The sequence below is a fragment of the Nonomuraea fuscirosea genome, assembly GCF_035917475.1.
Taxonomy (GTDB): Bacteria; Actinomycetota; Actinomycetes; order Streptosporangiales; family Streptosporangiaceae; genus Nonomuraea; species Nonomuraea fuscirosea.
Genome location: NZ_CP109074.1, coordinates 1424157 through 1444498, shown reverse-complemented (window position 1 = coordinate 1444498; position 20342 = coordinate 1424157). Strand labels below are relative to the sequence as shown.

Annotated in this window: 23 protein-coding genes; 14 read left to right on the top strand and 9 right to left on the bottom strand. The window is 70.5% G+C overall.

Going from position 1 to position 20342, the window contains the following annotated elements; genetic code table 11:
• The first annotated feature begins 62 nt into the window (after window positions 1-62).
• Genes OIE67_RS06495 through OIE67_RS06480 form a run of 4 tightly spaced genes read left to right on the top strand, consistent with a single transcriptional unit; the run spans window position 63 to window position 5755 of the window.
• Window positions 63-1046: an ABC transporter permease gene (locus OIE67_RS06495; protein WP_106250272.1), complete on the top strand. Its 984-nt coding sequence runs from the start codon at window positions 63-65 to the stop codon at window positions 1044-1046.
• Complete coding sequence (locus OIE67_RS06490) at window positions 1046-1957, top strand: ABC transporter permease (protein ID WP_326637602.1); 912 nt, start codon at window positions 1046-1048, stop codon at window positions 1955-1957. Before OIE67_RS06495 ends, OIE67_RS06490 begins: the two co-directional genes overlap by 1 nt.
• Window positions 1954-4029, top strand: coding sequence for an ABC transporter ATP-binding protein (locus tag OIE67_RS06485; RefSeq protein WP_326637600.1), 2076 nt, complete (start codon window positions 1954-1956; stop codon window positions 4027-4029). Before OIE67_RS06490 ends, OIE67_RS06485 begins: the two co-directional genes overlap by 4 nt.
• A 31-nt stretch (window positions 4030-4060) precedes the next feature.
• The gene (locus tag OIE67_RS06480) at window positions 4061-5755 is read left to right on the top strand and encodes an ABC transporter family substrate-binding protein (RefSeq protein WP_326637597.1); all 1695 of its coding nucleotides are present in this window, start codon (window positions 4061-4063) and stop codon (window positions 5753-5755) included.
• A 29-nt stretch (window positions 5756-5784) separates the two neighbouring features.
• Here OIE67_RS06480 and OIE67_RS06475 read toward each other — a convergent pair whose 3' ends face one another.
• A complete protein-coding gene (locus OIE67_RS06475) occupies window positions 5785-6036 on the bottom strand; it encodes a hypothetical protein (RefSeq protein ID WP_106250277.1) in 252 nt (83 codons plus the stop codon).
• 95 nt (window positions 6037-6131) lie between these two features.
• Complete coding sequence (locus OIE67_RS06470) at window positions 6132-7229, bottom strand: MFS transporter (RefSeq protein WP_326637595.1); 1098 nt, start codon at window positions 7227-7229, stop codon at window positions 6132-6134.
• A gap of 80 nt (window positions 7230-7309) precedes the next feature.
• On the opposite strand from OIE67_RS06470, the gene OIE67_RS06465 reads away from it, so the two are divergent.
• From OIE67_RS06465 to OIE67_RS06455, 3 genes are all read left to right on the top strand, one after another.
• On the top strand, window positions 7310-7759 hold the full coding sequence (locus OIE67_RS06465; protein ID WP_106250280.1) for a hypothetical protein: 450 nt from the start codon (window positions 7310-7312) through the stop codon (window positions 7757-7759).
• Window positions 7760-7860: 101 nt separating this feature from the next.
• On the top strand, window positions 7861-8304 hold the full coding sequence (locus OIE67_RS06460) for a carboxymuconolactone decarboxylase family protein (protein ID WP_326637592.1): 444 nt from the start codon (window positions 7861-7863) through the stop codon (window positions 8302-8304).
• A gap of 333 nt (window positions 8305-8637) precedes the next feature.
• Window positions 8638-8799, top strand: coding sequence for a hypothetical protein (locus OIE67_RS06455; protein WP_326637590.1), 162 nt, complete (start codon window positions 8638-8640; stop codon window positions 8797-8799).
• 25 nt (window positions 8800-8824) lie between these two features.
• On the opposite strand, the gene OIE67_RS06450 is transcribed toward OIE67_RS06455, so the two are convergent.
• Window positions 8825-9445 carry a pyridoxamine 5'-phosphate oxidase family protein gene (locus tag OIE67_RS06450; protein WP_326637588.1) on the bottom strand — a complete coding sequence of 207 codons (621 nt, stop codon included), beginning with the start codon at window positions 9443-9445 and terminating at the stop codon, window positions 8825-8827.
• Window positions 9446-9470: 25 nt separating this feature from the next.
• A complete protein-coding gene (locus tag OIE67_RS06445; protein ID WP_326637586.1) occupies window positions 9471-9998 on the bottom strand; it encodes a winged helix-turn-helix transcriptional regulator in 528 nt (175 codons plus the stop codon).
• Between the two features lie 46 nt (window positions 9999-10044).
• Between OIE67_RS06445 and OIE67_RS06440 the strand changes: the two genes are divergently transcribed.
• Complete coding sequence (locus tag OIE67_RS06440) at window positions 10045-11394, top strand: MFS transporter (protein ID WP_326637584.1); 1350 nt, start codon at window positions 10045-10047, stop codon at window positions 11392-11394.
• A 464-nt stretch (window positions 11395-11858) separates the two neighbouring features.
• Here OIE67_RS06440 and OIE67_RS06435 read toward each other — a convergent pair whose 3' ends face one another.
• Window positions 11859-12944 carry a PrsW family intramembrane metalloprotease gene (locus OIE67_RS06435; protein ID WP_326637582.1) on the bottom strand — a complete coding sequence of 362 codons (1086 nt, stop codon included), beginning with the start codon at window positions 12942-12944 and terminating at the stop codon, window positions 11859-11861.
• A gap of 59 nt (window positions 12945-13003) precedes the next feature.
• Window positions 13004-14215, bottom strand: coding sequence for an amidohydrolase (locus tag OIE67_RS06430; protein ID WP_326637580.1), 1212 nt, complete (start codon window positions 14213-14215; stop codon window positions 13004-13006).
• A gap of 37 nt (window positions 14216-14252) precedes the next feature.
• On the opposite strand from OIE67_RS06430, the gene OIE67_RS06425 reads away from it, so the two are divergent.
• The 3 genes from OIE67_RS06425 to OIE67_RS06415 all read left to right on the top strand — a co-directional run bounded on the left by OIE67_RS06425 (window position 14253) and on the right by OIE67_RS06415 (window position 16228).
• A complete protein-coding gene (locus OIE67_RS06425; protein WP_326637578.1) occupies window positions 14253-14651 on the top strand; it encodes an ester cyclase in 399 nt (132 codons plus the stop codon).
• Window positions 14652-14683: 32 nt separating this feature from the next.
• Window positions 14684-15214 carry a PPOX class F420-dependent oxidoreductase gene (locus OIE67_RS06420; protein WP_326637575.1) on the top strand — a complete coding sequence of 177 codons (531 nt, stop codon included), beginning with the start codon at window positions 14684-14686 and terminating at the stop codon, window positions 15212-15214.
• Window positions 15215-15388: 174 nt separating this feature from the next.
• The gene (locus OIE67_RS06415; protein ID WP_326637573.1) at window positions 15389-16228 is read left to right on the top strand and encodes a glycerophosphodiester phosphodiesterase; all 840 of its coding nucleotides are present in this window, start codon (window positions 15389-15391) and stop codon (window positions 16226-16228) included.
• On the opposite strand, the gene OIE67_RS06410 is transcribed toward OIE67_RS06415, so the two are convergent.
• Complete coding sequence (locus OIE67_RS06410; protein ID WP_326637571.1) at window positions 16207-16671, bottom strand: hypothetical protein; 465 nt, start codon at window positions 16669-16671, stop codon at window positions 16207-16209. The two genes, OIE67_RS06415 and OIE67_RS06410, sit on opposite strands and share 22 nt — an antisense overlap.
• Before the next feature lie 287 nt (window positions 16672-16958).
• Here OIE67_RS06410 and OIE67_RS06405 point away from each other — a divergent pair, with 287 nt between their 5' ends.
• Entirely contained in the window at window positions 16959-17465 is a 507-nt protein-coding gene (locus tag OIE67_RS06405; protein ID WP_106250296.1) for a methylated-DNA--[protein]-cysteine S-methyltransferase, read from the top strand.
• A gap of 58 nt (window positions 17466-17523) precedes the next feature.
• Here the strand turns inward: OIE67_RS06405 and OIE67_RS06400 are convergent, their stop codons facing one another.
• A complete protein-coding gene (locus OIE67_RS06400; protein ID WP_326637568.1) occupies window positions 17524-18381 on the bottom strand; it encodes a helix-turn-helix domain-containing protein in 858 nt (285 codons plus the stop codon).
• A gap of 88 nt (window positions 18382-18469) precedes the next feature.
• On the opposite strand from OIE67_RS06400, the gene OIE67_RS06395 reads away from it, so the two are divergent.
• A complete protein-coding gene (locus OIE67_RS06395) occupies window positions 18470-18850 on the top strand; it encodes a nuclear transport factor 2 family protein (protein ID WP_326637567.1) in 381 nt (126 codons plus the stop codon).
• 33 nt (window positions 18851-18883) lie between these two features.
• Here the strand turns inward: OIE67_RS06395 and OIE67_RS06390 are convergent, their stop codons facing one another.
• Window positions 18884-19444, bottom strand: coding sequence for a TetR/AcrR family transcriptional regulator (locus OIE67_RS06390; protein WP_326637565.1), 561 nt, complete (start codon window positions 19442-19444; stop codon window positions 18884-18886).
• A gap of 88 nt (window positions 19445-19532) precedes the next feature.
• Between OIE67_RS06390 and OIE67_RS06385 the strand changes: the two genes are divergently transcribed.
• Complete coding sequence (locus tag OIE67_RS06385) at window positions 19533-20273, top strand: SDR family oxidoreductase (protein ID WP_326637563.1); 741 nt, start codon at window positions 19533-19535, stop codon at window positions 20271-20273.
• Window positions 20274-20342 lie beyond the last annotated feature (69 nt).

Sequence of the window (20342 nt, the reverse complement as noted above, 5' to 3'; positions counted from 1 at the left end):
GGACGGTGGCGGTCGGTGTAGCCGCGCTGCGTACGTGCGGGGTGCGCGCAGGAGGTGGGGCGATGGCGGGGTTCCTGGCCCGCAGACTGCTCAACTACGCCGTGCTCGTCGTGCTGGCGGCCAGCCTCGCCTACCTGGTGGCGGCTACGGCTCTCGACCCGCGCTCCAACTACGCCGACCGCACGCCGAAGCCGCCGCCCGCCGCGGTCGACGCCCAGCTCGACGCGCTCAACCTCAACGACAGGACGCCGCTGCTGCAGCGGTACGCCACCTGGGCCGGCGGCGTGCTGCGCGGCGACTTCGGCAAGACGGTCGCGGGCGCGCCGGTCGACGAGGAGCTCAAGCGCCGGATGGGCGTGACGTTCCGGCTGGTCATCCTGGGCCTGCTCTGCGGCAGCCTGCTGGGCGTGTTCGTGGGGGCGCTGGCGGCGGTGCGGCAGTACGGCTGGTTCGACCGGCTCTCGGCCGGGCTGTCGTTCCTGGTGCTGGCCGTGCCGGTGGTCGTGCTGGCCAACATGCTGATCCTGCTGGCGGCGTGGGCCAACCAGAACGTGTTCGGCCGCCAGCTGCTGCTGGTCAGCGGCGAGTACAGCGACGGGCTGGCCACCGGATGGTGGGGCCAGGTGGTGGACCGGCTGCAACACCTCGTGCTGCCGACGATCTCGCTGTCGGTGGGGCTGATCGCGGTCTTCAGCCGCTACCAGCGCAACATGATGCTCGACGTGCTCGGGGCCGACTTCGTCCGCACGGCCAGGGCCAAGGGGCTCAGCCGGCGCCGGGCGCTGACCCGGCACGCGCTGCGCACCGCGATGATCCCGGTCGTCACCTACTTCGCGTTCACGTTCGGGGCGCTGCTGACCGGGGCGACGTTCACGGAGAAGATCTTCGGCTGGCACGGCCTGGGCGAGCAGCTGATCGACTCGATCTTCGGCAACGACGTCAACACCGTCGCCGCCATCTCCCTGCTGGCCGCCGTCGCCGTGCTGCTCGCCGCGCTGGCCGCCGACCTGCTGCACGCCGCGCTCGACCCGAGGGTCCGGGCCTGATGACGCTGTCCGAGGAGGAGCTGGCCGAGGACCTGTCCACCGGCGCGCCGGTCAGGGCGCCGTCGCGGGCTCGGACGGTGGCCGGGCGCTTCTTCCGCTCCCCGCAGGGGGTGATCGGGTTCGCGGTGCTCGCGCTGATGTTCCTGCTGGCCTTCGCGGGGCCGCTGGTCAGCCCGTGGACCTACACCGACAAGGACTTCACCGCGTTCATGCGGCCGCCGTCGTCGCGGCACTGGTTCGGAACGCTCCAAACGGGCTCCGACGTCTTCGCGGTGACGCTGCGCGGCATGCAGAAGTCGCTGGTCGTCGGGCTGCTGGCGGCGCTGGTGTCCACCGCGCTGGCGGCGGTCGTGGGGGCGTTCGCCGGCTACTTCCTGGGCTGGACCGACCGGGTGCTGAGCTGGGTGACGGACCTGCTGCTGGTGCTGCCGGCGTTCCTGGTCCTGGCGATCCTGTCGCCGCTGTTCGGCTCGGGGCAGTGGCCGCTGTTCGTGATCATGCTGGCGCTGTTCCTGTGGATGGTCACCTCCAAGATCGTGCGGGGGATGGCGATCTCGCTGCGCGAGCGGGAGTTCGTGCAGGCCGCCCGCTACATGGGCGTGCCGCCGGTGCGGATCGTCTTCCGCCACGTGATCCCCAACCTGTCGTCGCTGCTGATCGTGGACGCCACGCTCAACGTCAGCAGCGCGATCCTGACCGAGACCTCGCTGTCGTACTTCGGGTTCGGCATCCAGCCGCCCGACGTGTCGTTCGGGACGCTGATCGCCGAGGGCTCGATGACGGCCGTGTACGCGCCGTGGACGTTCTGGTTCGTGGCCGGGCTGCTGGTGATCACCGTGCTCGCGGTCAACCTCGTCGGCGACGCGCTGCGGGACGCTTTCGACCCGACCTCGGCGAGGGGGTCGCGATGAGCCCGGCCCGCGGGGCCGCGGCGAGGCCGGTCCGCGGTGAAGGAGACGTGGCCGGCCCGGTGCTCGAGGTCAGCGACCTGACCGTGTCGTTCGGCGGCGTACGCGCGGTGCGCGGGGTGAGCTATTCCGTACGTCCCGGCGAGGTCCTCGGCATCGTCGGCGAGTCGGGCTCCGGCAAGTCGGTCACCTCGGCCGCCGTGATGGGGCTGCTGCCGCCGGGGGCGCGCGTCACCGGCTCGGTGCGCCTGCACGGCCAGGAGCTGATCGGTGCCCCCGACCGGCGGCTGAACGCCGTCCGCGGCAAGTCGATGTCGATGGTGTTCCAGGACCCGCTCTCGGCGCTCACCCCCGTCTACCGGGTGGGCGACCAGATCGCCGAGGCCGTCCGCGTGCACCAGCGGATCAGCAGGGAGAACGCCCTGGTCAAGGCCGTCGAGCTGCTCGACCTCGTCGGCATCCCCCACCCCTCCGAGCGGGCGCTGGCCTTCCCGCACGAGTTCTCCGGCGGCATGCGCCAGCGCGTGGTGATCGCGATGGCCATCGCCAACGACCCCGACGTGATCATCTGTGACGAGCCGACCACGGCGCTCGACGTCACCATCCAGGCGCAGGTGCTGGAGGTGCTGAAGCGGGCGCAGGCCAAGACCGGGGCGGCGATCATCATGATCACGCACGATCTCGGCGTGGTGGCCGGGTTCGCGGACCGGGTGCTGGTGATGTACGCCGGCCGGCCGGTCGAGGTGGGCGACGTGGACGACATCTACTACCGGACACGGATGCCGTACACGGTGGGCCTGCTCGGCTCGATCCCGCGGGTCGACCGGGGCGCGCGGCAGCCGCTCGAACCCATCGAGGGCAACCCGCCCTCGCCCGCCGCGCTGCCGCCCGGGTGCCCGTTCGCGCCACGCTGCCCGATGCGGATCGACCCGTGCGAAGCGGCCGAGCCGCCGCTGGCGGAGGTCGGCGGCGGGCATCGGGCCGCGTGCATCCGCTGGGAGGAGGTGCGGCCGCGCGGTCCTGCCGTGCCTGAGGATCCCGGCGGGCTTCCGCCCCTGCGGGTGCGCGGTGAGCGGACGGTGCTGGAGGTCAGCAACCTCGTCAAGGAATATCCGCTGCTCAGGGGCGCGGTGTTCAAGCGCAGGGTCGGCACCGTGCACGCGGTGGCCGGCGTCAGCTTCGACCTGCGGCAGGGCGAGACGCTGGGGCTGGTCGGCGAGTCGGGCAGCGGCAAGACGACCACGCTGACGCAGATCCTGGAGCTGACCGCGCCGCAGGGGGGCAGCGTCGTCGTGCTCGGCCACGACACCGCCCGCCTGCGCCGCTCCGAGCGCACGGAGATCAGGCGCGACATGCAGGTCGTCTTCCAGGACCCGCTCGCGGCGCTCGACCCGCGGATGACCGTGCACGACATCCTGGCCGAGCCGCTGCGCACGCACGGACGGCCCGGCTCCGCGCGGCGGGTGCGCGAGCTGCTCGCCCTGGTCGGGCTCGACCCCTCCCACGCCGCCCGCTATCCGCAGGACTTCTCCGGCGGGCAGCGGCAGCGCATCGGCATCGCGCGGGCGCTCGCGCTGGAGCCCAGGCTGCTGGTGCTGGACGAGCCGGTCTCGGCGCTCGACGTGTCGATCCAGGCCGGGGTGATCAACCTGCTCGACGCGCTCAGGGCCAGGCTGGGGCTGTCCTACCTGTTCGTGGCGCACGACCTGGCCGTGGTCCGGCACATCGCCGACCGGGTGGCGGTCATGTACCTGGGCAGGATCGCCGAGATCGGCCAGGTCGACGCCGTCTACGGCGCCCCCGCGCATCCGTACACGCAGGCGCTGCTGTCGGCGATCCCGCTGCCCGATCCGGTACGCGAGCGCTCCCGCGCGCGGATCCTGCTCGAAGGCGACCTGCCCAGCCCGGCCCACCCTCCGACGGGCTGCCGATTCCGCACCCGATGCCCCAAGTTCCGTGCCGAGCTCACCGACGCCGAACGCGAGCTGTGCGTCGGCGTCGAGCCCGAGGTGCGGCCGCTGGGGGCGGACCAGGGGGCGGCCTGCCACTACGCAGACAGGCGCGAAGTCGTCTAGACCTCGCTCGATCCAGGAGGAAATCCGCTCGATGAAAGCATCACGTCTAGTCGTGTCCGCCGCGGTGACGGGCTCGCTGCTGCTGGCGGGCTGCGGGAACGTCCGGGGAGGCGATTCCGGGCTCCGGGACAGCCCTGGGGACGAGCGTACGATCAGGGCCTTCGACATCAACCCGCAGCCGCGCGAGAACGTCAAGGACGGCGGGACGCTGCGCTGGGGCATCAACGAGTTCCCCACGCAGTGGAACAGGAACCAGGTCGACGGCAACCTGGCGATGGCGGCCGTGATCAGCAACGCGCTGCTGCCCGCGCCGTTCGTGTCCAACGAGAAGGCCGAGATCTCGATCGACCGCGACTACGTGCTCAGCGCCGAGGTGAGCGACCAGCGGCCCAAGCAGGTGGTGACGTACACGCTCAACCCGAAGGCGAAGTGGTCGGACGGGAAGCCGATCACGTGGGCCGACTACGAGGCGCAGTGGCGGGCGCTGAACGGGCGCGATCCGGCCTTCCGCATCGCCTCCTCCACCGGCTACCAGGACATCGAGAAGGTGGCGCGGGGCAAGGACGACTTCGAGGTGGTGGTGACGTTCGGCAAGCCGTTCGGTGACTGGCAGGCGCTGTTCGGGCCGCTGCTGCCGGCCGCGACCAACCGCAGCGCGCAGGCATTCAACAACGCCTGGGTGAACAAGATCCCGATCACGGCGGGGCCGTTCAAGTTCGGCGGCTTCGACCAGACGGCCAAGACGATCACGCTGGTACGGGACGACGCCTGGTGGGGTAACCGCGCCAAACTGGACAAGATCATCTATCGCGCGTCGGAGCAGGACTCGCTGATCGGCGCGTTCGGCAACGGCGAGCTCGACATCATCGACGTGGGCCCGTCCGCGCCCGGTTACGCCCGCGCCAAGTCCACCGTGGGCGCCCAGGTGCGTCAGGCCGCCGGGCCCGACTTCCGCCACTTCACCTTCAACGGCGCCAGTGAGCTGCTCAAGGACCGCAACGTCCGCCAGGCCGTGCAGCTCGGCATCAACCGCCAGGCCATCGCCCAGTCCGACCTCCAGGGCCTCGACTGGCCGATCGCGCTGCTGAACAACCACTTCTTCATGAACACCCAGGAGGGCTACCAGGACAACGCCGGAGCCCTCGGCGCCTACAACCCCGAGCGGGCCAAGCAGCTGCTGGACGCGGCCGGCTGGAAGCTCAGCGGAACCGTCAGGCAGAAGCACGGCAAGCCGCTCGACCTGCGCTTCGTGGTGCCGTCGGGGGTGCAGATCAGCAAGGCCGAGGGTGAGCTGGCGCAGAGCATGCTCGCCCAGATCGGGGTCAAGCTCACCATCAAGGCCGTGCCCAGCGACGACTTCTTCAGCAAGTACGTCATCCCCGGCAACTTCGACATCACGCCCTTCGCCTACATCGGCACGCCCTTCCCCGTGTCCAGCAGCTACGCGATCTACGCCAACGCGGAGGACGGCAAGTCCTGGAACGCGAACTTCGGCCGTACCGGCTCGGCCGAGATCGACCAGGCCATGAGCCGGGCCGCGCAGAGCCTCGACCCCGTCAGGGCCCGCGCGGCGACGAACGCGGCCGACGCGCTGATCTGGAAGGAGGTCAACGTGCTCCCGCTGTACCAGCGGCCGCAGAACGTGGCCGTACGGGAGACGCTGGCCAACGTGGGCGCCCGCGGCTTCTTCGACCTCCAGTACGAGGACATCGGCTTCACCGGCTGAGCGCCGGGCGGGAGGCGGCAGGCGGGGTGTCAGGACGGGGTGCCGGCCATGATGCGGTCGACGAGGCCGCTGTCGCCTTCCTGGCGGGCGCAGTGCGCGCAGCAGTACCAGTGCTCGCCCGCCTGCACGCCGTGCCCGATGACCTTCGTGCCGCAGTGCTCGCAGATGGGCGCCATGGCCTCGATCGCGCACTGGAAGCAGTCGAAGGTGTGCACCGCTCCCTGCGCGTGCACCTCGAACGCCATGTCATAGTCGTTGCCGCAGGTCTCGCAGACAGCCATGATGATCCCCTCACACAGTCGATCCGCCCGAGGGGATACCCGATTCCGGGGTTGTTTTGCCCCAAGAAAGGTCCATTTTCCGCCACCTGTCCGGGTCAGCGGCGCTCGACGGCGGAGCGGGCCGCCAGCGGCAGGCCCAGGAGGCCAAGCGCGGCCAGCGCGGCGGGCAGGCCGAGTACGCCGCTCAGCCCGGCCACGAGCAGCGGGCTGAGCACGAAACCCGTGTAGGAGAGGGTGGACACCCCCCACACCATCGTGCCGCTGGGGTCGTCGGCCGCGGCGCGGCTGAGCAGGGCGGGGACCATCGGGCCGAGGGCCAGCCCGGTCAGCGCGAACCCGGCCAGCGAGACCGCGACACCACCGCCGAGCCCCGCCAGGGCGATCCCGGTGCCGCCCCCGAGCCCGGCCACCAGGCAGAGCACCCTGAGCGACGTCCTGGGCAGCGCCTGGACGATCAGCCGGCCCGCCGTCAGCGCCGCCATGTAGACCGAGGGGGCGGCGCTGGCGACCAGCGGCGTGGCGCCCCGGTGCTCCTCCAGGAGCAGGACCGACCACTGCTCGACCGAGTTCTCGATGATCAGGACGCAGGCGGCCAGCGCCCCCAGCACGATGACCGCGCCCCACAGTTTCCGCCGCTCCGTCCCGGTAGCGGATGGTTCCGGCAGGCCGCGGCCCAGGGGCAGCGCGAGCGGGGTCAGCGCGGTGGCGGCCACCAGCAGGGCGACGACGACCAGCACCGTGCCGACGCCGAGGCCGTACGAGCGGGCCAGGCCGGTGAGCGGGGCCGCCGCGATGACCGCGACCGGGAAGGCGGCGTGCACCGGCTGGAAGAGCCGGCGGCCGCTCTCCCGCTCGGTGCGGCCCGTGGCCAGGTTCAGCGCGATGTCGAGGGCGCCGCTGAACGCTCCGACCAGCAGCAGCGCCAGCGCGAGCTGCCAGGCGGTGCCGGCCAGGCCGATGGCGGCGACGGCGAGCGCGAACAGGCCCGTGGCCGTCATCAGGGCGACCCGTTCCCTGCCTCTGGCCAGCCGACCGGTCAGCGCCATCGCGGGCAGGGCCCCGACCGGCACGGCGCTGAGCGCCAGCCCCAGCTCGCCCGCCGAGATCCCCAGCTCCAGCTTGACGGCGGGCAGCAGGGCCGACCACGACCCCCAGAACACCCCCCACACCGCACAGACCGCGATCAGCGGCATTTACCCGCACCCCTTGATATTTCGGTCAAGTCGCAGTAAAGATCGTCCTTGCCCTTATTACCCCCTTTGAAGGGACGCTCGTGCTCCTCCGTACGGTCATCGCGGCCAGCCTGGTCGCCGCCGGGATCGCCGCCACCCCCTCCGCCGCGTACGCCGCCTCGGCCGCGTACAGCCCGGAAAGGGTCTGTGGCAAGGGCTTCCACCGGGTCAAGGACGGCCACCGGGCGATGCGGACCTCCAGAGGGGCCGTGTTCGGGCACGTGTACCTGATGTACAGCAAGCGCAGCGGCAAGAACTGCGTCGCCGCGATCAAGACGAGGTACACCGGCACCCGTACCCTCACCGGCGCCTCCATAGAGGTCAGGGGCGGCGGCCGGAGCGAGGACCAGCAGAGGTACCGCTACTACGCCGAGACCGGGCACATCCAGGGCGCCTGGAAGTGCGTGCGCTACGCCGGCTGGACCCGCGATCCGCGTGGCCGCGTCGAGGCGTCGGGCGGGCGCGCGAACTGGGGCAACTGCCGAGGCTGATCAGGGGTAGGGGTCTTGGGACGAACCTTTTTCGCCGGAGCCGTCACAACGGGACGCGCTGCTTTGTCCTAGCTGGCATCGACGAGAATACGGAGGTTCCCATGAGTCAGAGGCTCGACGTCTCCAAGCACGTTCCCGAGATCTACCGCCACTTCTTCGCGGTGGAGAAGCTGCTGCACGACAGCGAGGTGCCCGCCGCCACCCTGGGGCTGGTCAAGCTGCGGGCCAGCCAGATCAACGGCTGCGCCTACTGCGTCGACATGCACAGCAAGGACATGAAGAAGGCCGGCGAGAGCGACGAGCGGCTGTGGATGGTGGCGGCGTGGCGGGAGGCCACGGTGTTCACCCCGGCCGAGCGCGCCGCGCTGGCGCTGACGGAGGAGGCGACCAGGATCGCCGACCGTGCCCTCGTGCCGGACGACGTCTGGCGCCGCGCGGCCGAGTTCTACAGCGAGGAGCAGCTCGCGGTGCTGGTCGTGGCCATCGCGATGATCAACACGTGGAACCGGATCAACGTGACCGCGCGGGTCTCGCCGCCGGTGTGAACCTCACCGAGTCCGCAGAAATACATTGAGTGGACGCCCGGGCCCGGTTAGGTTGACGCGCATGGCGGGTGCCGACCGCCCGCCATGCCGTCGCCCGGACGGCGCGCCGAGAAGGGCGCGGTGCGGAAGGGGGAATCCACATGAAGCGCGTCAGAATCAGGAAGTCGGCCGCGAGACGGCGGCATCGGCTGACGGTCGAGCTGGATCTGCGTTCGCCGTCGGGCCGCAGACTTCCCTACTGAGGTGCTCCTTACACCGAACTTACGGGGGTATCTGTAGATAACATAGGTAACAAGAACATCACGGGGGCGCACGATGAAGAGGCTTGTGGCAGTGCCGCCACACATCGCCAGGCACAAGATCCGCGACATCCGCTCAGTGGATCGCCGCAGGCAACCCGCCGATCCCGCGACGGCCGAGCCGGTGGTCGATCTGCGCGCCTACGCGGGCAGGAACGTCATCCGCTTCCCCGGCGGCCCCACTCCGGCCGCCTGAGGACGCGCCGAAGCAGCAGGCGGGGTCAGCGGTACAGGCGCTTGCCGTACGCCTCGCCGTAGTAGGTTTCGAGCTCTTCGAGGCTCTCTTCCACCTTCTGCACTTCCTTGATCAGCTTGGCCTGGGACGGCAGCGTGTCGGTGGTCCAGCTGTCCGGCTTCCACAGGGACGAGCGCAGGAACGCCTTGGCGCAGTGGAAGAAGATCTGCTCGATCTCGACCACCAGCGCCAGGTGCGGCCGGTGCCCCTTGACGATCATCTCGTCGAAGAACGGCGCCTCGCGCACGAGCCGGGCCCGGCCGTTGACGCGCAGCGTCTCGTTGCGGCCGGGAATCAGAAAGATCACCCCGACGTGCGGGTTCTTCAGCACGTTGACGAATCCGTCCGCCCTGCGGTTGCCGGGACGGTCCGGGATCGCGATCGTGGTGTCATCGATGACGTGCACGAACCCGGCCGGGTCACCCTTGGGCGAGACGTCGCAGGAGCCGTCGGCGCCGGACGTGGCGATGAGGCAGAACGGCGAGGCCGCCAGCCACTCACGGTCGCGCTCGTGCAGGCGGGGCCGATCCTTCGTCGCGGCCCTCGGCATGACCTCGCCGAGCAGCTCGCGCAACTCGGCCTCCGACTCGATCTCCGCCCAGCTCATGCGATCTCCATTCGGGGTGTTTCACCTATCTTGTCAGGATCGGAGCCAGCAGCCGATGGGGTTTTCGCAGGGCGAGACTCACCTGGTCCCGCCGCGTGTCGTCGCACAGCCCGGGGCCGGGACGCACCTCGACCTCCTCGATCGGCACGCTCCTGCGGCAGGTGGCGCAGAACGACACGGCGTCGAGCCTGGTGTCGCAGGGCGCGTGGTGGAACAGCCGGCGCGGGCCCTTCCCGGCGAGGTGACGTTCGCCCCACTGGCCCAGTGACAGCACGGGGATCCAGAGCTCGCGGCCGACCGGCGTCAGCACATATTCGTCGCGCGGGGGCGCGTCCTGGTAGCGGCGTCGTTCGAGCAGGCCGGCCGCGACGAGCGCCGACAGCCGCTGGGACAGGACGGCCTTGGGGATGTCGAGGTGGGCCTGGAAGTCGGCGAAGCGGCGCACGCCGTACATGGCGTCGCGGACCACCAGCAGCGTCCACCGCTCGCCGATCACTTCCAGGGCACTGGCCAGTGAGCAGTCCTGGCCGTCGTAGTTCTTGCCGAGCGCCATGGACCCCATGCTAGTTCATTCATTGAACCGTGGTAGCGTGCGCGGCATGAGTTCAATGACCGAACCGACGACGGCGCCCGCGCGCACGCTAGCCGTGGCCTCGTCGGCGCCGCTGCTGGTGCTGACCTGTTTCACGCTGCCGATGGTGACGCTGCCGCAGATCTCCCGCTCGCTCGGTGCCGGTCCGACGGGTCCCGTGTGGATCCTGGGCTCGATCGCGCTCGGGCTCTCCTCGCTGCTGTTGGTCGCCGGCGGTCTGGCCGACGACTACGGGCGCAGGCGGGTGCTGCTGGCGGGCACGGGCGTGCTGGCCGCCGCGAGCGTGGCGGCGGCGTTGAGCGCGAACGTCGCCGTGTTCGTGGCGGCCAGGCTGGTGCAGGGCGGGGCGAGCGCGGCGATGCTGGCCGCCAGCCTCGGGATCGTGGGGCACGCCTATCCGGCGGGGCCCGAACGGGTGCGGGCCACCGGGCGGTACGGGGCCATGATCGGGCTCGGCACGCTGGCCGGGCCGCTGGTGGCGGGGCTGGGGGCCTCGGTGATGAGCTGGCGGGCGACGTACTGGCTGATGGGGTTGTGCGCGCTGCTGCTGGCGCTCGCCTCGGCGCGGGTGCTGGAGGAGTCGGGCTCGGCGGCGCCGCGCCGGTTCGACCTGCCGGGGGTGGTGCTGCTCAGCCTGGGCGTGGCGGCGCTGGTCGCGGGGGTGACCGAGGGACGGACGGGGTGGTCGCGGCCGGTCGTGCTGGGGGCGTTCGTCCTGGCCGCGGCGCTGCTCGCGGCCTTCGTGGCGGTGGAACGGCGGCGGCCGGAGCCGCTGCTCGACCTGCGGCTGTTCGGGCGGCCGGAGTTCCTGGTGGCGACCGGGGGCGCGCTGGTCGTGGGGGCGGCCGTGGTCGGGCTGCTCGGCTACCTGCCGACCGTGCTGGAGGCGGCCCACGGGCTGACGCCGCTGGAGACGGGGCTGCTGCTGGGTGTCTGGGCGGCGGTGTCGTTCGTGTCGTCGCTGCTGACCAGGCACGTACGGCTGGGCACGGCCACGCGGCTGGCCCTCGGGCTCGGGCTCAGCGCGGCCGGGTTCACCGGGCTGGTGGCGACCGGCGCGTCACTGTCACTGCCGCCGGTCGTCGCCGGGCTGGTGGTGAGCGGCGTGGGGTCGGGGCTGATCAACTCCTCGATCACGCATCTGGCCATCGAGAGCGTGCCCGCGCACCGGGTCTCCATGGGGTCGGGGGCGAACAACACCGCCCGGTACGTCGGCTCCTCACTGGGGGCGGCCGGGGTGGCGGCGGTCGTCGGGGGCTTTGGGCTGGCGCAGGGCACGGCCATCGCGGTGGCGGCCTGCGCGACGCTCACAGCCGTAGCGGCCCTCGCCGCCCTGCTCGTCCGTTCCCAGGGCTAGGGCCGGTACGGAGTTGAGATCAGAGGATTCTCCCGCGCTACGGTTTCAGTCCTGACAAGCCGACCCTGGATCCCTGACGTGTGTCTTTATCCTTGAGGGGAACTCTGAGCAGCTTCTGAAGACCGAGGAGATCTACCGGCTGCTCCAGTTCCCAGTCGTCGTCGGGGCTGGGAAGCGCCTGTTCCCGGACGGATCGACGCCCGCGACGTTCACGACCGTGGACGAGAATGCGCGCGTGCTGCCCGGCGGCGTCGTCTCGCTGACCTCAAGCCCGCAAGTCTCGGGGCGATCTCCGCGGGTGCTTACACCGTGGACGAGGGGCGCTCGGCGACGGTCCTCGGCTGACACCGGTGTCCGCCCGGCTTCGGGATGCTGATCGCCGGCCAGAGCGAAGGGCTACCAGGGCCGGAACCCCCGTGTAGCCGGATCCCCTTGGATCTCGACTCCGTACCGGCCCGGGGCCCTCACCAGCGGCGGGACTGGGCCATCGCGCCGAGGAGGGCGTCGCGTTCCAGCGCGAACTTGCGCGGATCCATCCCCTGACGCTCGGCCCGCAGGTGCAGCAGGGTCAGCTCGGTCGCCGCCTGCTGGTAGTCGCCCATCGCCCGGCCGAGCCCCACTCCCCTGGCCCACTTGCGGGCCGCCTTGCGCGCGGGCAGCGTGGTCAGCATCCGGACGTCGGCGTCGGTGACCAGCCCGGTCTGCTGGTAGGCGGGCAGGTAGTAGGCCATCCTGGCGACGAGGTGACGGCGTTCGACGACGGTCACCACGATCAGCAGCACCAGCGCCGCCATGATCACCAGGTAGGCGCCACCCAGCCAGGACAGCGAGTTGGTGGTGGCGGCGCCGTTCCACAGCCCGTGCAGGAAGACCGCGCCGCAGTAACCGAGCGGGATCGCGGCGTACCTGAACGCCGTGCGCCGGGTCAGCGCGTACGCGACGCCGAGCCCGATCATGGAGGTGTAGATCGGATGGCCGAGCGGGTCGATCAGCCCGCGCAGCACGAAGAGCTGGACCGCGCCGCTCGCGCCGTCCTCCCCGAACGCGAGCAGGTAGTAGCCCACGTTCTCCACGGCCGCGAAGCCGAGGCCGGCCATGGAGGCGTAGACGATGCCGTCGGTCAGGCCGTCGATCTCGATCCGGCGGCGGAGCAGGAGCAGCAGGGCCGAGCCCTTCAGCGCCTCCTCGATCACCGGCGCCAGCACGACGGTGCCGATGTTCTCGACCGCGGACGACGCGTAGCCGGCCCGCAGGAACAACTGCTGGCCGGCCAGCGTCAGCGCGATCCCCGCCACGATGGCCACCCCCGCGCCCCACGCGAAGGCGAAGGCGAGGTTGAGCTTCGGCTCGGGTTCGAGCCGGTCGAGCGAGAGCACGGCCGCGAGCAGCACCGGCAGGGGCGCCACGGCCAGCAACGCGGACAGGCCGAACCCGACGGGACCCCCGGCGAGCAACATGACGGCCAGCACGATCAGGGCGAGGACGCCGGAGACGACCAGTCCGATCAGCAGGGCTTTACTGGGACGCTGGACGAGCAACGGAGCAGTCATGGTGGTGCCTCTTTTCCCCTTGGCTCCGCCCACTATGCGTGCCGCGCATCTACAGCCGCTTAACGATCGCTTGATTCGCGGTAGTACGGATCCGCCACCACGGGCTCACCCTCGGTGTAGGCGTAGACCTCCCGGCCGGAGACGAACACCTTCAGCGCCCGGCTCATGACGTCCAGCGGATCGCCGGACCAGATGACCACGTCACCGTCGAGCCCCGGCCGCAGCGCGCCGACCCGGTCGTCCAGGCCCATGATCCGGGCCGGGTTCACGGTGATCGAGCGCAGGGCCTCGTCGCGGTCGAGCCCCTCCTTGACCGCGAGCGTGGCCTGGTGGACGAGGAAGTGGATGGGCACCACGGGATGGTCGGTGGTGATCGCCAGCTCGACCCCGGCACGCGCCAGGATGCCCGGGTTGCGCAGGCTGCGCTGCCGCAGCTCCACCTTCGACCGGCTGGTGAACAGCGGGCCGATGATCACCGGAATGTTCCGCTCGGCCAGCGTGTCGGCCAGCAGGTGCCCCTCCGTGCCGTGGTTGATCACCAGGCGGTAGCCGAACTCGCCGGCCAGCCTGAGCGCGGTGGCGATGTCGTCGGCGCGGTGGGTGTGCTGGCACCACGGCAGCTCGCCGTCCAGCACGCGGACCAGGACCTCCAGCGTGCCGTCACGGTCGAACGGCTTGCCCTCGGACTCGGCGGCCGACCTCTTCGCCTTGTAGTCCTGCGCCTTCATGAACGCGTCGCGGATCACGGCGGCCACGCCCTGGCGGGTGGAGGGCAGCTTCTTCTGGTCACCGTACACGCGCTTGGGGTTCTCGCCGAGCGCGCTCTTGACGCTCACCGGCTCGCGCAGCAGCATCTCGTCCACGGACCTGCCCCAGCACTTGATCGCGACCGTCTGGCCGCCGATCGGGTTGCCGGAGCCCGGTTTGATCACGGCGGTCGTCACGCCGCCCGAGAGCGCGTCGCCGAAGGCCAGGTCGGCCGGGTTGATGGCGTCCAGCGCGCGCAGGCGGGCGCCGTTGGGGTCGGTCATCTCGTTGGTGTCCTGGCCGGCCCAGCCCTCGGCCTCCTCGTAGACGCCGAGGTGGCCGTGGGCCTCGACGAAGCCGGGCAGCACCCAGCCGCCCGCGGCGTCGACGACCGTGGTTCCCTCGGGGACGGCCACGTCCCGGCCGACCGCGGTGATCTTCCCGTCCTGGATGAGGACGGTCCCGCCGTCGATGGGGTCGCCGTCGACGGGTACGACATATCCGCTGGTAATGGCAAGATTCATGACTCGTAACCTATCGGGGAGCGGGTAGCGGCCTACCATGACCTCACATCTGTACCGCCGATGGCTGCTCGAACTCTGGAACGGCGACTTCGGCCTGGCCCGCGAACTGGTCACCCCGTCCTTCGCCGGCCACTGGCCCGGCATGGAGGTGTCCGGGCCGGAAGGGCTGGTCGAGGCGCTGGAGCAGGCGCACGCGCCGTTCACCGACGTCAAGGTCAGCCTGGACGTGGGACCGATCGTGGACGGCGACCTGGTGTCGGCGCGGTGGACCTTCGCGGGGACGTACCGGGGCGGTCTGCCCGGGGCCACGGCGGCGGAGGGGACCAGGATCGCGTTCAGCGGTCACGACATCCTGCGGGCCGAGGACGGCAGGTTCGCCGAGTACTGGGTGATCTCCGATGCCCAGACCTTCATGCGACAGCTCGGTATAGGTTGATATTTCCTGATTTCTGAGCACGAGGGTGGTGCATGTCCTCCGAGATCCACGGCCCCGGCGCGGGCCCGGCCTCACGACCGCTGGGGGACGGGGAGCTGACGGGCCTGCTGGCCAAGCAGCAGTTCGGCGCGCTGTCCACCAACAAGGGCGGCGGGGACCCGCAGCTGTCCACCGTGCTCTACACCTGGGACCCCGAGCAGCGCGTCGTGCGGATCTCCACCATGGCCGACCGGCTCAAAGTCCGCCAGTTGCACGAGGACCCGCGTTGCGCGCTCTACGTGGCCAGCGACGACTTCTGGTCGTACGCCGTGGCGGAGGGCCTGGCGGAGCTGTCGCCGGTGACCGCCGAACCGGGTGACGAGGTGGGCCTCGAACTGCTGTCCATGCGGCCGTCCTTCGCCGCGCCCGCCGACGCGCAGACGTTCCTGCGGCAGATGGTGGCGGACCGGCGGCTGGTGATCAGGCTCCGAGTCTCGAACCTGTACGGCACCGCTCTGTCCGGCCTGCCCGATCAGCCCGGCCTGCCCGACCTTCCTGGCCTGTCGGGCTTTTCCGGCGGGTGAGGCCGCGGCGGGCGCCGTCGTCCGCCTGATCACCGGCTTTCCACCTCGGCCCGGCGGCGGCGCCGCGTGTCGAATGCTCACCCGCACGGCATCCCAGGGCTACTCTTCTCTCAACTTCACGTCACGAGACGGTGTCATCGTCGAGTCGTTGTCTCTCCCCAGTTGAGGAGACCCATGTTCAGGCGACTCGCCGTCACCGTCTCGACCTGCCTCGCCCTGCTGACCACCGCCACCGCCCTGCCCGCCCAGGCGGACACCACCACGGGCGCCCCCGTCGTCGTGGCCCACCGCGGCGCGTCGGCCTACGCCCCCGAGAACACCATCGCCGCCTTCGAGCTGGCCGCCGAGATGGGCGCCGACATGTTCGAGCTCGACGTCCAGGAGACCAAGGACCACGAGCTGGTCCTGATGCACGACACGACCCTGACCAGGACGACCGACGCCGAACAGGTCTTCCCCGGCTCCTCCCCCTGGAACGTCGGCGACCTCACCCTCGCCCAGATCCGCCGCCTGGACGCCGGTTCGTGGCGGTCCAGCGAGTACGACGGCGAGCGCGTCCCCACCCTCGCCGAGGCCCTGCGCGCGATGAGCGGCTCCGGGCTGGGGCTGCTGCTCGAAGTCAAGTCACCCGGGCTCTACCCCGGCATCGAGGCCCGCATCGCCGACGAACTGCGGCGTTCCCCCTGGTGGCTGGAGCCGGGCCGGCTGGTGGTGCAGTCGTTCGACTGGGACGCGATGCGCACCTTCGCCCGGCTGCTGCCCGAGGCGCCGATCGGGCTGCTCGGCACGCCGTCCGCCGGGCAACTGCCCGCCCTGGCGACGTTCGCCGACCACATCCACCCGCCGTACGCCACACTCACGGCCGCGTACGTGCGCCGCGTCCACTCCCTCGGCATGAACGTCCTCACCTGGACCGTCGACAACCCCGCGGCCATGCGCCTCATGCTCTCCCACGGGGTGGACGGCATCATCACCAACAAGCCGGACGTCCTCTACGACCTGATCAGCGCCTGACCCGGCCTGGCCCGGTCCCACGCCTGCCGCAGCGCCACCCAGAACACCACCGCGTACCCGGCGAACATCCCCAGCAGCAGCACCATCAACGCCCGTTCCGGCAGCCCGGTCGCATCCATGGCGTAGTCGATCACGGCCACGTAGTCGCGTTCGGTCCAGTGCCAGATCACGTACACGAAGAGCTGCGACAACGGGCTCACCGCGAACGCGGTCACGGCCACCGTCACGAGCAGCCGGACCCGATCACCTCCGCGCCGGAGCGCCAGCAGCCCGATCGCCGTCCACGCCACGACCTGGGTGGCCAGCACACCGGAGACGGCGACCAGCACGTTGCCCCACGGGTCCGGCGCGTTCCTGTGGTAGTCGACGCAGCAGTCCAGCCCGACGATCATGTCCTCGTCGCCGATCAGCCAGGCCACCGCCACCATCGCCAGCCGGTGCACCCCGTACAGCAGCGCTCAGGACAGCACGGCGTACACCGCGATTCGCCTCATGAACCGGAGCATGACCCGGCACGCTCCTCCCGATCCACCCACTGTCCGCTCCCGGACATCCCCCTCATCCCGCAACACCCGAACGGCTCCCAGCGCCGGCCGCCATGTACGCCCGAGTCGCCTGGCGCGATGATCATGTCCGATTTCCGCCAGCCACGACGACCTGCCACCGGCGATGCTGGCCTGATAGGGAAAGAATCAGGCCCTCACCTCGCGGAACGAAAGGAGGCGGCACGATGACCCTGACCGGACACAGGACGCACACGGTGGTGGACAGCCCCGTCGGCCCGCTCACCCTCGTCGCGGTCGACGGCACCCTCTCGGGCCTCTACATGCGCCGCCAGCGCCACCGCCCGCCCGAGGAGACCTTCGGCGTACCGGACCCGGAGCCGTTCACCGAGGTCGCGGCCCAGCTCCGGGCCTACTTCGACGGCCGCCTGACCAGCTTCGACCTGCCCCTGGTCTTCGCCGGCACCCCGTTCCAGCGCCAGGTCTGGACGGCCCTGCGGGACATCCCGTACGGCGAGACGATCAGCTACGCCGAACTCGCCACCCGAATCGGCCGCCCGACCGCGTCCCGCGCCGTGGGCCTGGCCAACGGCAAGAACCCGATCGGCATCATCGTCCCCTGCCACCGCGTCATCGGCTCCACCGGCGACCTCACCGGCTACGGCGGCGGCCTCCCGACCAAACGCCACCTCCTCACCTTCGAAGCCGCCACCCTCGGCTCCGCCCTCTTCTGAGCTACCCCTCCTGAACCGCCCAGCCATTCGCGCAGCTGATCGTCATCACTGAGGCTGATCAGCTGCACGAGCCCCCAGTTCTCGCGGTGATGGGGAACGTCGAGCAATACTCGGTGGCTGCGGGATTCGGCGTCGTTGATCGGGTGCCGGCACGCAGTGCGAGGGCGGTGGCTCGGTTCGCGGGGAAGTACGCCTCGACTGCGATCTCTTCGAGTGTGACGTCGAAGGCGGCGCCGAAGGTGGTGATCGTGTTGAAGAAGCTCAGCTCGGCCCCGCCATGGCGGATCCGGATGGGCAGGGCGATGTCAGCCGGATCCGGCGGCTCGACCGTGTGCGGAGCACCGTAGGAGACCAGTTCCGCGTACAGATCGCTCAGCTGGGGATTCCCGGTCCGCTGCACCTGCCGTGCCAGCCGTGGCAGCAGGAATCCGCGCACCTGTTCCAGGTTGAGCAGACGGGACGCGAACCCGTCGGGGTGCAGGCCCAGGCGCATCATGTTGACCGGTGGTTCGAGCAGTTCGGGGGCGACACCGTCCAGGAACACGTCCGCGGCGGAGTTGGCGAGGAGCAGATTCCAGCAGTGATCCACCACCAGGGCCGGATTCGGCTCGTGCCCCCGCAGGATCTGCTGGAGGGCTTCGCGCGCCGCGGTCAGATCGGGGTCGTCCAGCGGGCGCGTCCGGAAGACCGGCGCGTGCCCGGCGGCGACCAGGAGCCGGTTGCGCTCTCGCAGCGGCACCTGCAGGTGCTCCGCCAGGTGCAATACCATGGGCCGGCTGGGAATCGTCCGCCCGGTCTCGACGAAGCTGACGTGCCGGCTGGAGATCCCCGCCTGGATGGCCAGATCGAGCTGGCTCAACTGCCGTCGATGACGCCATTCGCGGAGAAGCTCACCGACGGGCCGATCTGCTGACATGGAACGGTTCTATCCCCGCCCGGAGTCCCGTGGCGATTACAGGGCAGGTAATCGACGGCGGCAACCCGGACGTGCGACGGTCGCCGACATGACAGACACCAACGAGACGGAACGCAACAGAAGGCGCGTTCTCGACGGCTTCACCGAGTTCGCCAACGGCAATGTCGACATTCTGCGCACCCTGCTGCGGGAGGACTTCATCGAGCACAGCCCAGGCAACCCCTCCGGCCGGGACGCGTTCGTCGGCTTCATCGCGCACGCCCCGCTCGCGTCCGCGAGGCTGGAGCTCAAGCGCGTGATCGCCGACGGACCGTACGTGGTCCTGCACTACCTCATGGCCCTGCCGGGCGACGAGCGGGGGACCGCTGTCGTCGACATCTGGCGGCTGGAGGACGGACTGATCGCCGAGCACTGGGACGTCGTCCAGCCCGTGCCGGACGCCGCGGAGATCCCCCACGGGATGTTCTGAACCCGGCCCAACGCCGCCGGGCCAAGTCGTCCTTTAAGCGAGGTCCGCACGAGGGCGTAGTCCGTCGAGGATGACGTCGAGCAGGTGGCGGGCTCTGGCGTCCCACTCGTCCTGCTCCAGGCGGGTCAGATAGCCGAGGAGCAGAATGACGTCACGGGCGTCGGCGTCGGAGCGGACGACCCCACCGCCCTTGCCGGCGTCGAGGAGCAGGGTCAGCGCGTCACCGATGGGGCCGAGGCTGTGCGCGGACAGGTCGCGCCAGACTGAGGCCTCGATCGCGGCGAAGACCCCGCGTTTGATCCGCGCGTACTCGACCACCCGGTCGAACCAGCGGGCCAGCGCGGTGAGCGGATCATGCTCGGCGAGCAGCGCAGGAGCCGCCGCCACGAGCTCACCGACGTCCTCTCGGTAGACCTCGACGAGGAGATCCTCGCGGGTCGGGAAGTGACGGTAGAGCGTGCCCTGGCCGACTCCCGCCTGTTTGGCGATCGCGTTGAGCTTGATCTCGTCCGCGTCCGCGATGGCCGCTCGTGCGGCTTGGATGATCCGCGCGCGGTTGTCGGCGGCGTCGGCGCGGCGGCGGGTGGAGTCCATGTTTCCTCTGCTCGTTCCTCTATGCGGACACGTGTCCGGTAAGCTGCCAAGCATGCGGACACGTGTCCACTTTAATGGAGGGATTCCCATGACAGCCATCGACGGCAAGGTCGTCGCCATCACCGGAGCGAGCAGCGGCATCGGCGAAGCCACCGCGCGCCTGCTCGCCGAGCGAGGTGCGGCCGTCGTCCTCGGCGCCCGGCGGACCCAGCGCCTCGACGAGCTCGCCCAGGACATCCGCGAGCGCGGCGGACGCGCCATCGGCTGTGCCACGGACGTCCTCCGGCGGCAGGACCTCGAACGACTCGTCGGCGCGGCCGTGGCGGAGTTCGGCCGGCTCGACGTGCTGGTGGGCAACGCGGGCATCGCCAAGATCGGGCCCGTGGCCGACCTCGACGTCGACGGCTGGTCGGCCATGATCGACGTCAATCTCCGCGGCGTGCTCAACGGCATCGCCGCCGCCCTGCCGGTGTTCCGCCGCCAGGGCCACGGCCATCTGGTGACCACGGTGTCGACCGCCGGTCTGACGATCACTCCCACGATGGCGATCTACGCCGCGACCAAGAACGCCGTCCGTACCCTGCTGGAGGGTCTGCGGCAGGAATCGACCGACGGTGTGCTGCGCACCACGGCCGTGTCGCCGGGCTTCGTCCGCACCGAACTCGCCGGCTCGATCGACGACGCTCAGGTCCGCGAGCAGATCGTGCGCAACATGGGGGAGATCGGCATCGCGCCGGAGGCCGTCGCCCGCGCCATCGCCTTCGCCGTCGAACAGCCCCACGACGTCGAGATCGGCGACATCACCATCCGCCCGACCGTCCAGAACTGACCATGACGAGAGCGGCGGTGCCGATCCACTCGGCCCCGCCGCTCTCAACAGCTCTCGACAGCTCTCGAC

Coding starts and splice junctions, on each gene's coding strand:
- OIE67_RS06495 (WP_106250272.1), top strand. CDS start 63: ATGGCGGGGTTCCTGGCCCGCAGACTGCTCAACTACGCCGTGCTCGTC.
- OIE67_RS06490 (WP_326637602.1), top strand. CDS start 1,046: ATGACGCTGTCCGAGGAGGAGCTGGCCGAGGACCTGTCCACCGGCGCG.
- OIE67_RS06485 (WP_326637600.1), top strand. CDS start 1,954: ATGAGCCCGGCCCGCGGGGCCGCGGCGAGGCCGGTCCGCGGTGAAGGA.
- OIE67_RS06480 (WP_326637597.1), top strand. CDS start 4,061: ATGAAAGCATCACGTCTAGTCGTGTCCGCCGCGGTGACGGGCTCGCTG.
- OIE67_RS06475 (WP_106250277.1), bottom strand. CDS start 6,036: ATGGCTGTCTGCGAGACCTGCGGCAACGACTATGACATGGCGTTCGAG.
- OIE67_RS06470 (WP_326637595.1), bottom strand. CDS start 7,229: ATGCCGCTGATCGCGGTCTGTGCGGTGTGGGGGGTGTTCTGGGGGTCG.
- OIE67_RS06460 (WP_326637592.1), top strand. CDS start 7,861: ATGAGTCAGAGGCTCGACGTCTCCAAGCACGTTCCCGAGATCTACCGC.
- OIE67_RS06450 (WP_326637588.1), bottom strand. CDS start 9,445: ATGAGCTGGGCGGAGATCGAGTCGGAGGCCGAGTTGCGCGAGCTGCTC.
- OIE67_RS06445 (WP_326637586.1), bottom strand. CDS start 9,998: ATGGCGCTCGGCAAGAACTACGACGGCCAGGACTGCTCACTGGCCAGT.
- OIE67_RS06440 (WP_326637584.1), top strand. CDS start 10,045: ATGAGTTCAATGACCGAACCGACGACGGCGCCCGCGCGCACGCTAGCC.
- OIE67_RS06435 (WP_326637582.1), bottom strand. CDS start 12,944: ATGACTGCTCCGTTGCTCGTCCAGCGTCCCAGTAAAGCCCTGCTGATC.
- OIE67_RS06430 (WP_326637580.1), bottom strand. CDS start 14,215: ATGAATCTTGCCATTACCAGCGGATATGTCGTACCCGTCGACGGCGAC.
- OIE67_RS06425 (WP_326637578.1), top strand. CDS start 14,253: ATGACCTCACATCTGTACCGCCGATGGCTGCTCGAACTCTGGAACGGC.
- OIE67_RS06420 (WP_326637575.1), top strand. CDS start 14,684: ATGTCCTCCGAGATCCACGGCCCCGGCGCGGGCCCGGCCTCACGACCG.
- OIE67_RS06415 (WP_326637573.1), top strand. CDS start 15,389: ATGTTCAGGCGACTCGCCGTCACCGTCTCGACCTGCCTCGCCCTGCTG.
- OIE67_RS06405 (WP_106250296.1), top strand. CDS start 16,959: ATGACCCTGACCGGACACAGGACGCACACGGTGGTGGACAGCCCCGTC.
- OIE67_RS06400 (WP_326637568.1), bottom strand. CDS start 18,381: ATGTCAGCAGATCGGCCCGTCGGTGAGCTTCTCCGCGAATGGCGTCAT.
- OIE67_RS06395 (WP_326637567.1), top strand. CDS start 18,470: ATGACAGACACCAACGAGACGGAACGCAACAGAAGGCGCGTTCTCGAC.
- OIE67_RS06390 (WP_326637565.1), bottom strand. CDS start 19,444: ATGGACTCCACCCGCCGCCGCGCCGACGCCGCCGACAACCGCGCGCGG.
- OIE67_RS06385 (WP_326637563.1), top strand. CDS start 19,533: ATGACAGCCATCGACGGCAAGGTCGTCGCCATCACCGGAGCGAGCAGC.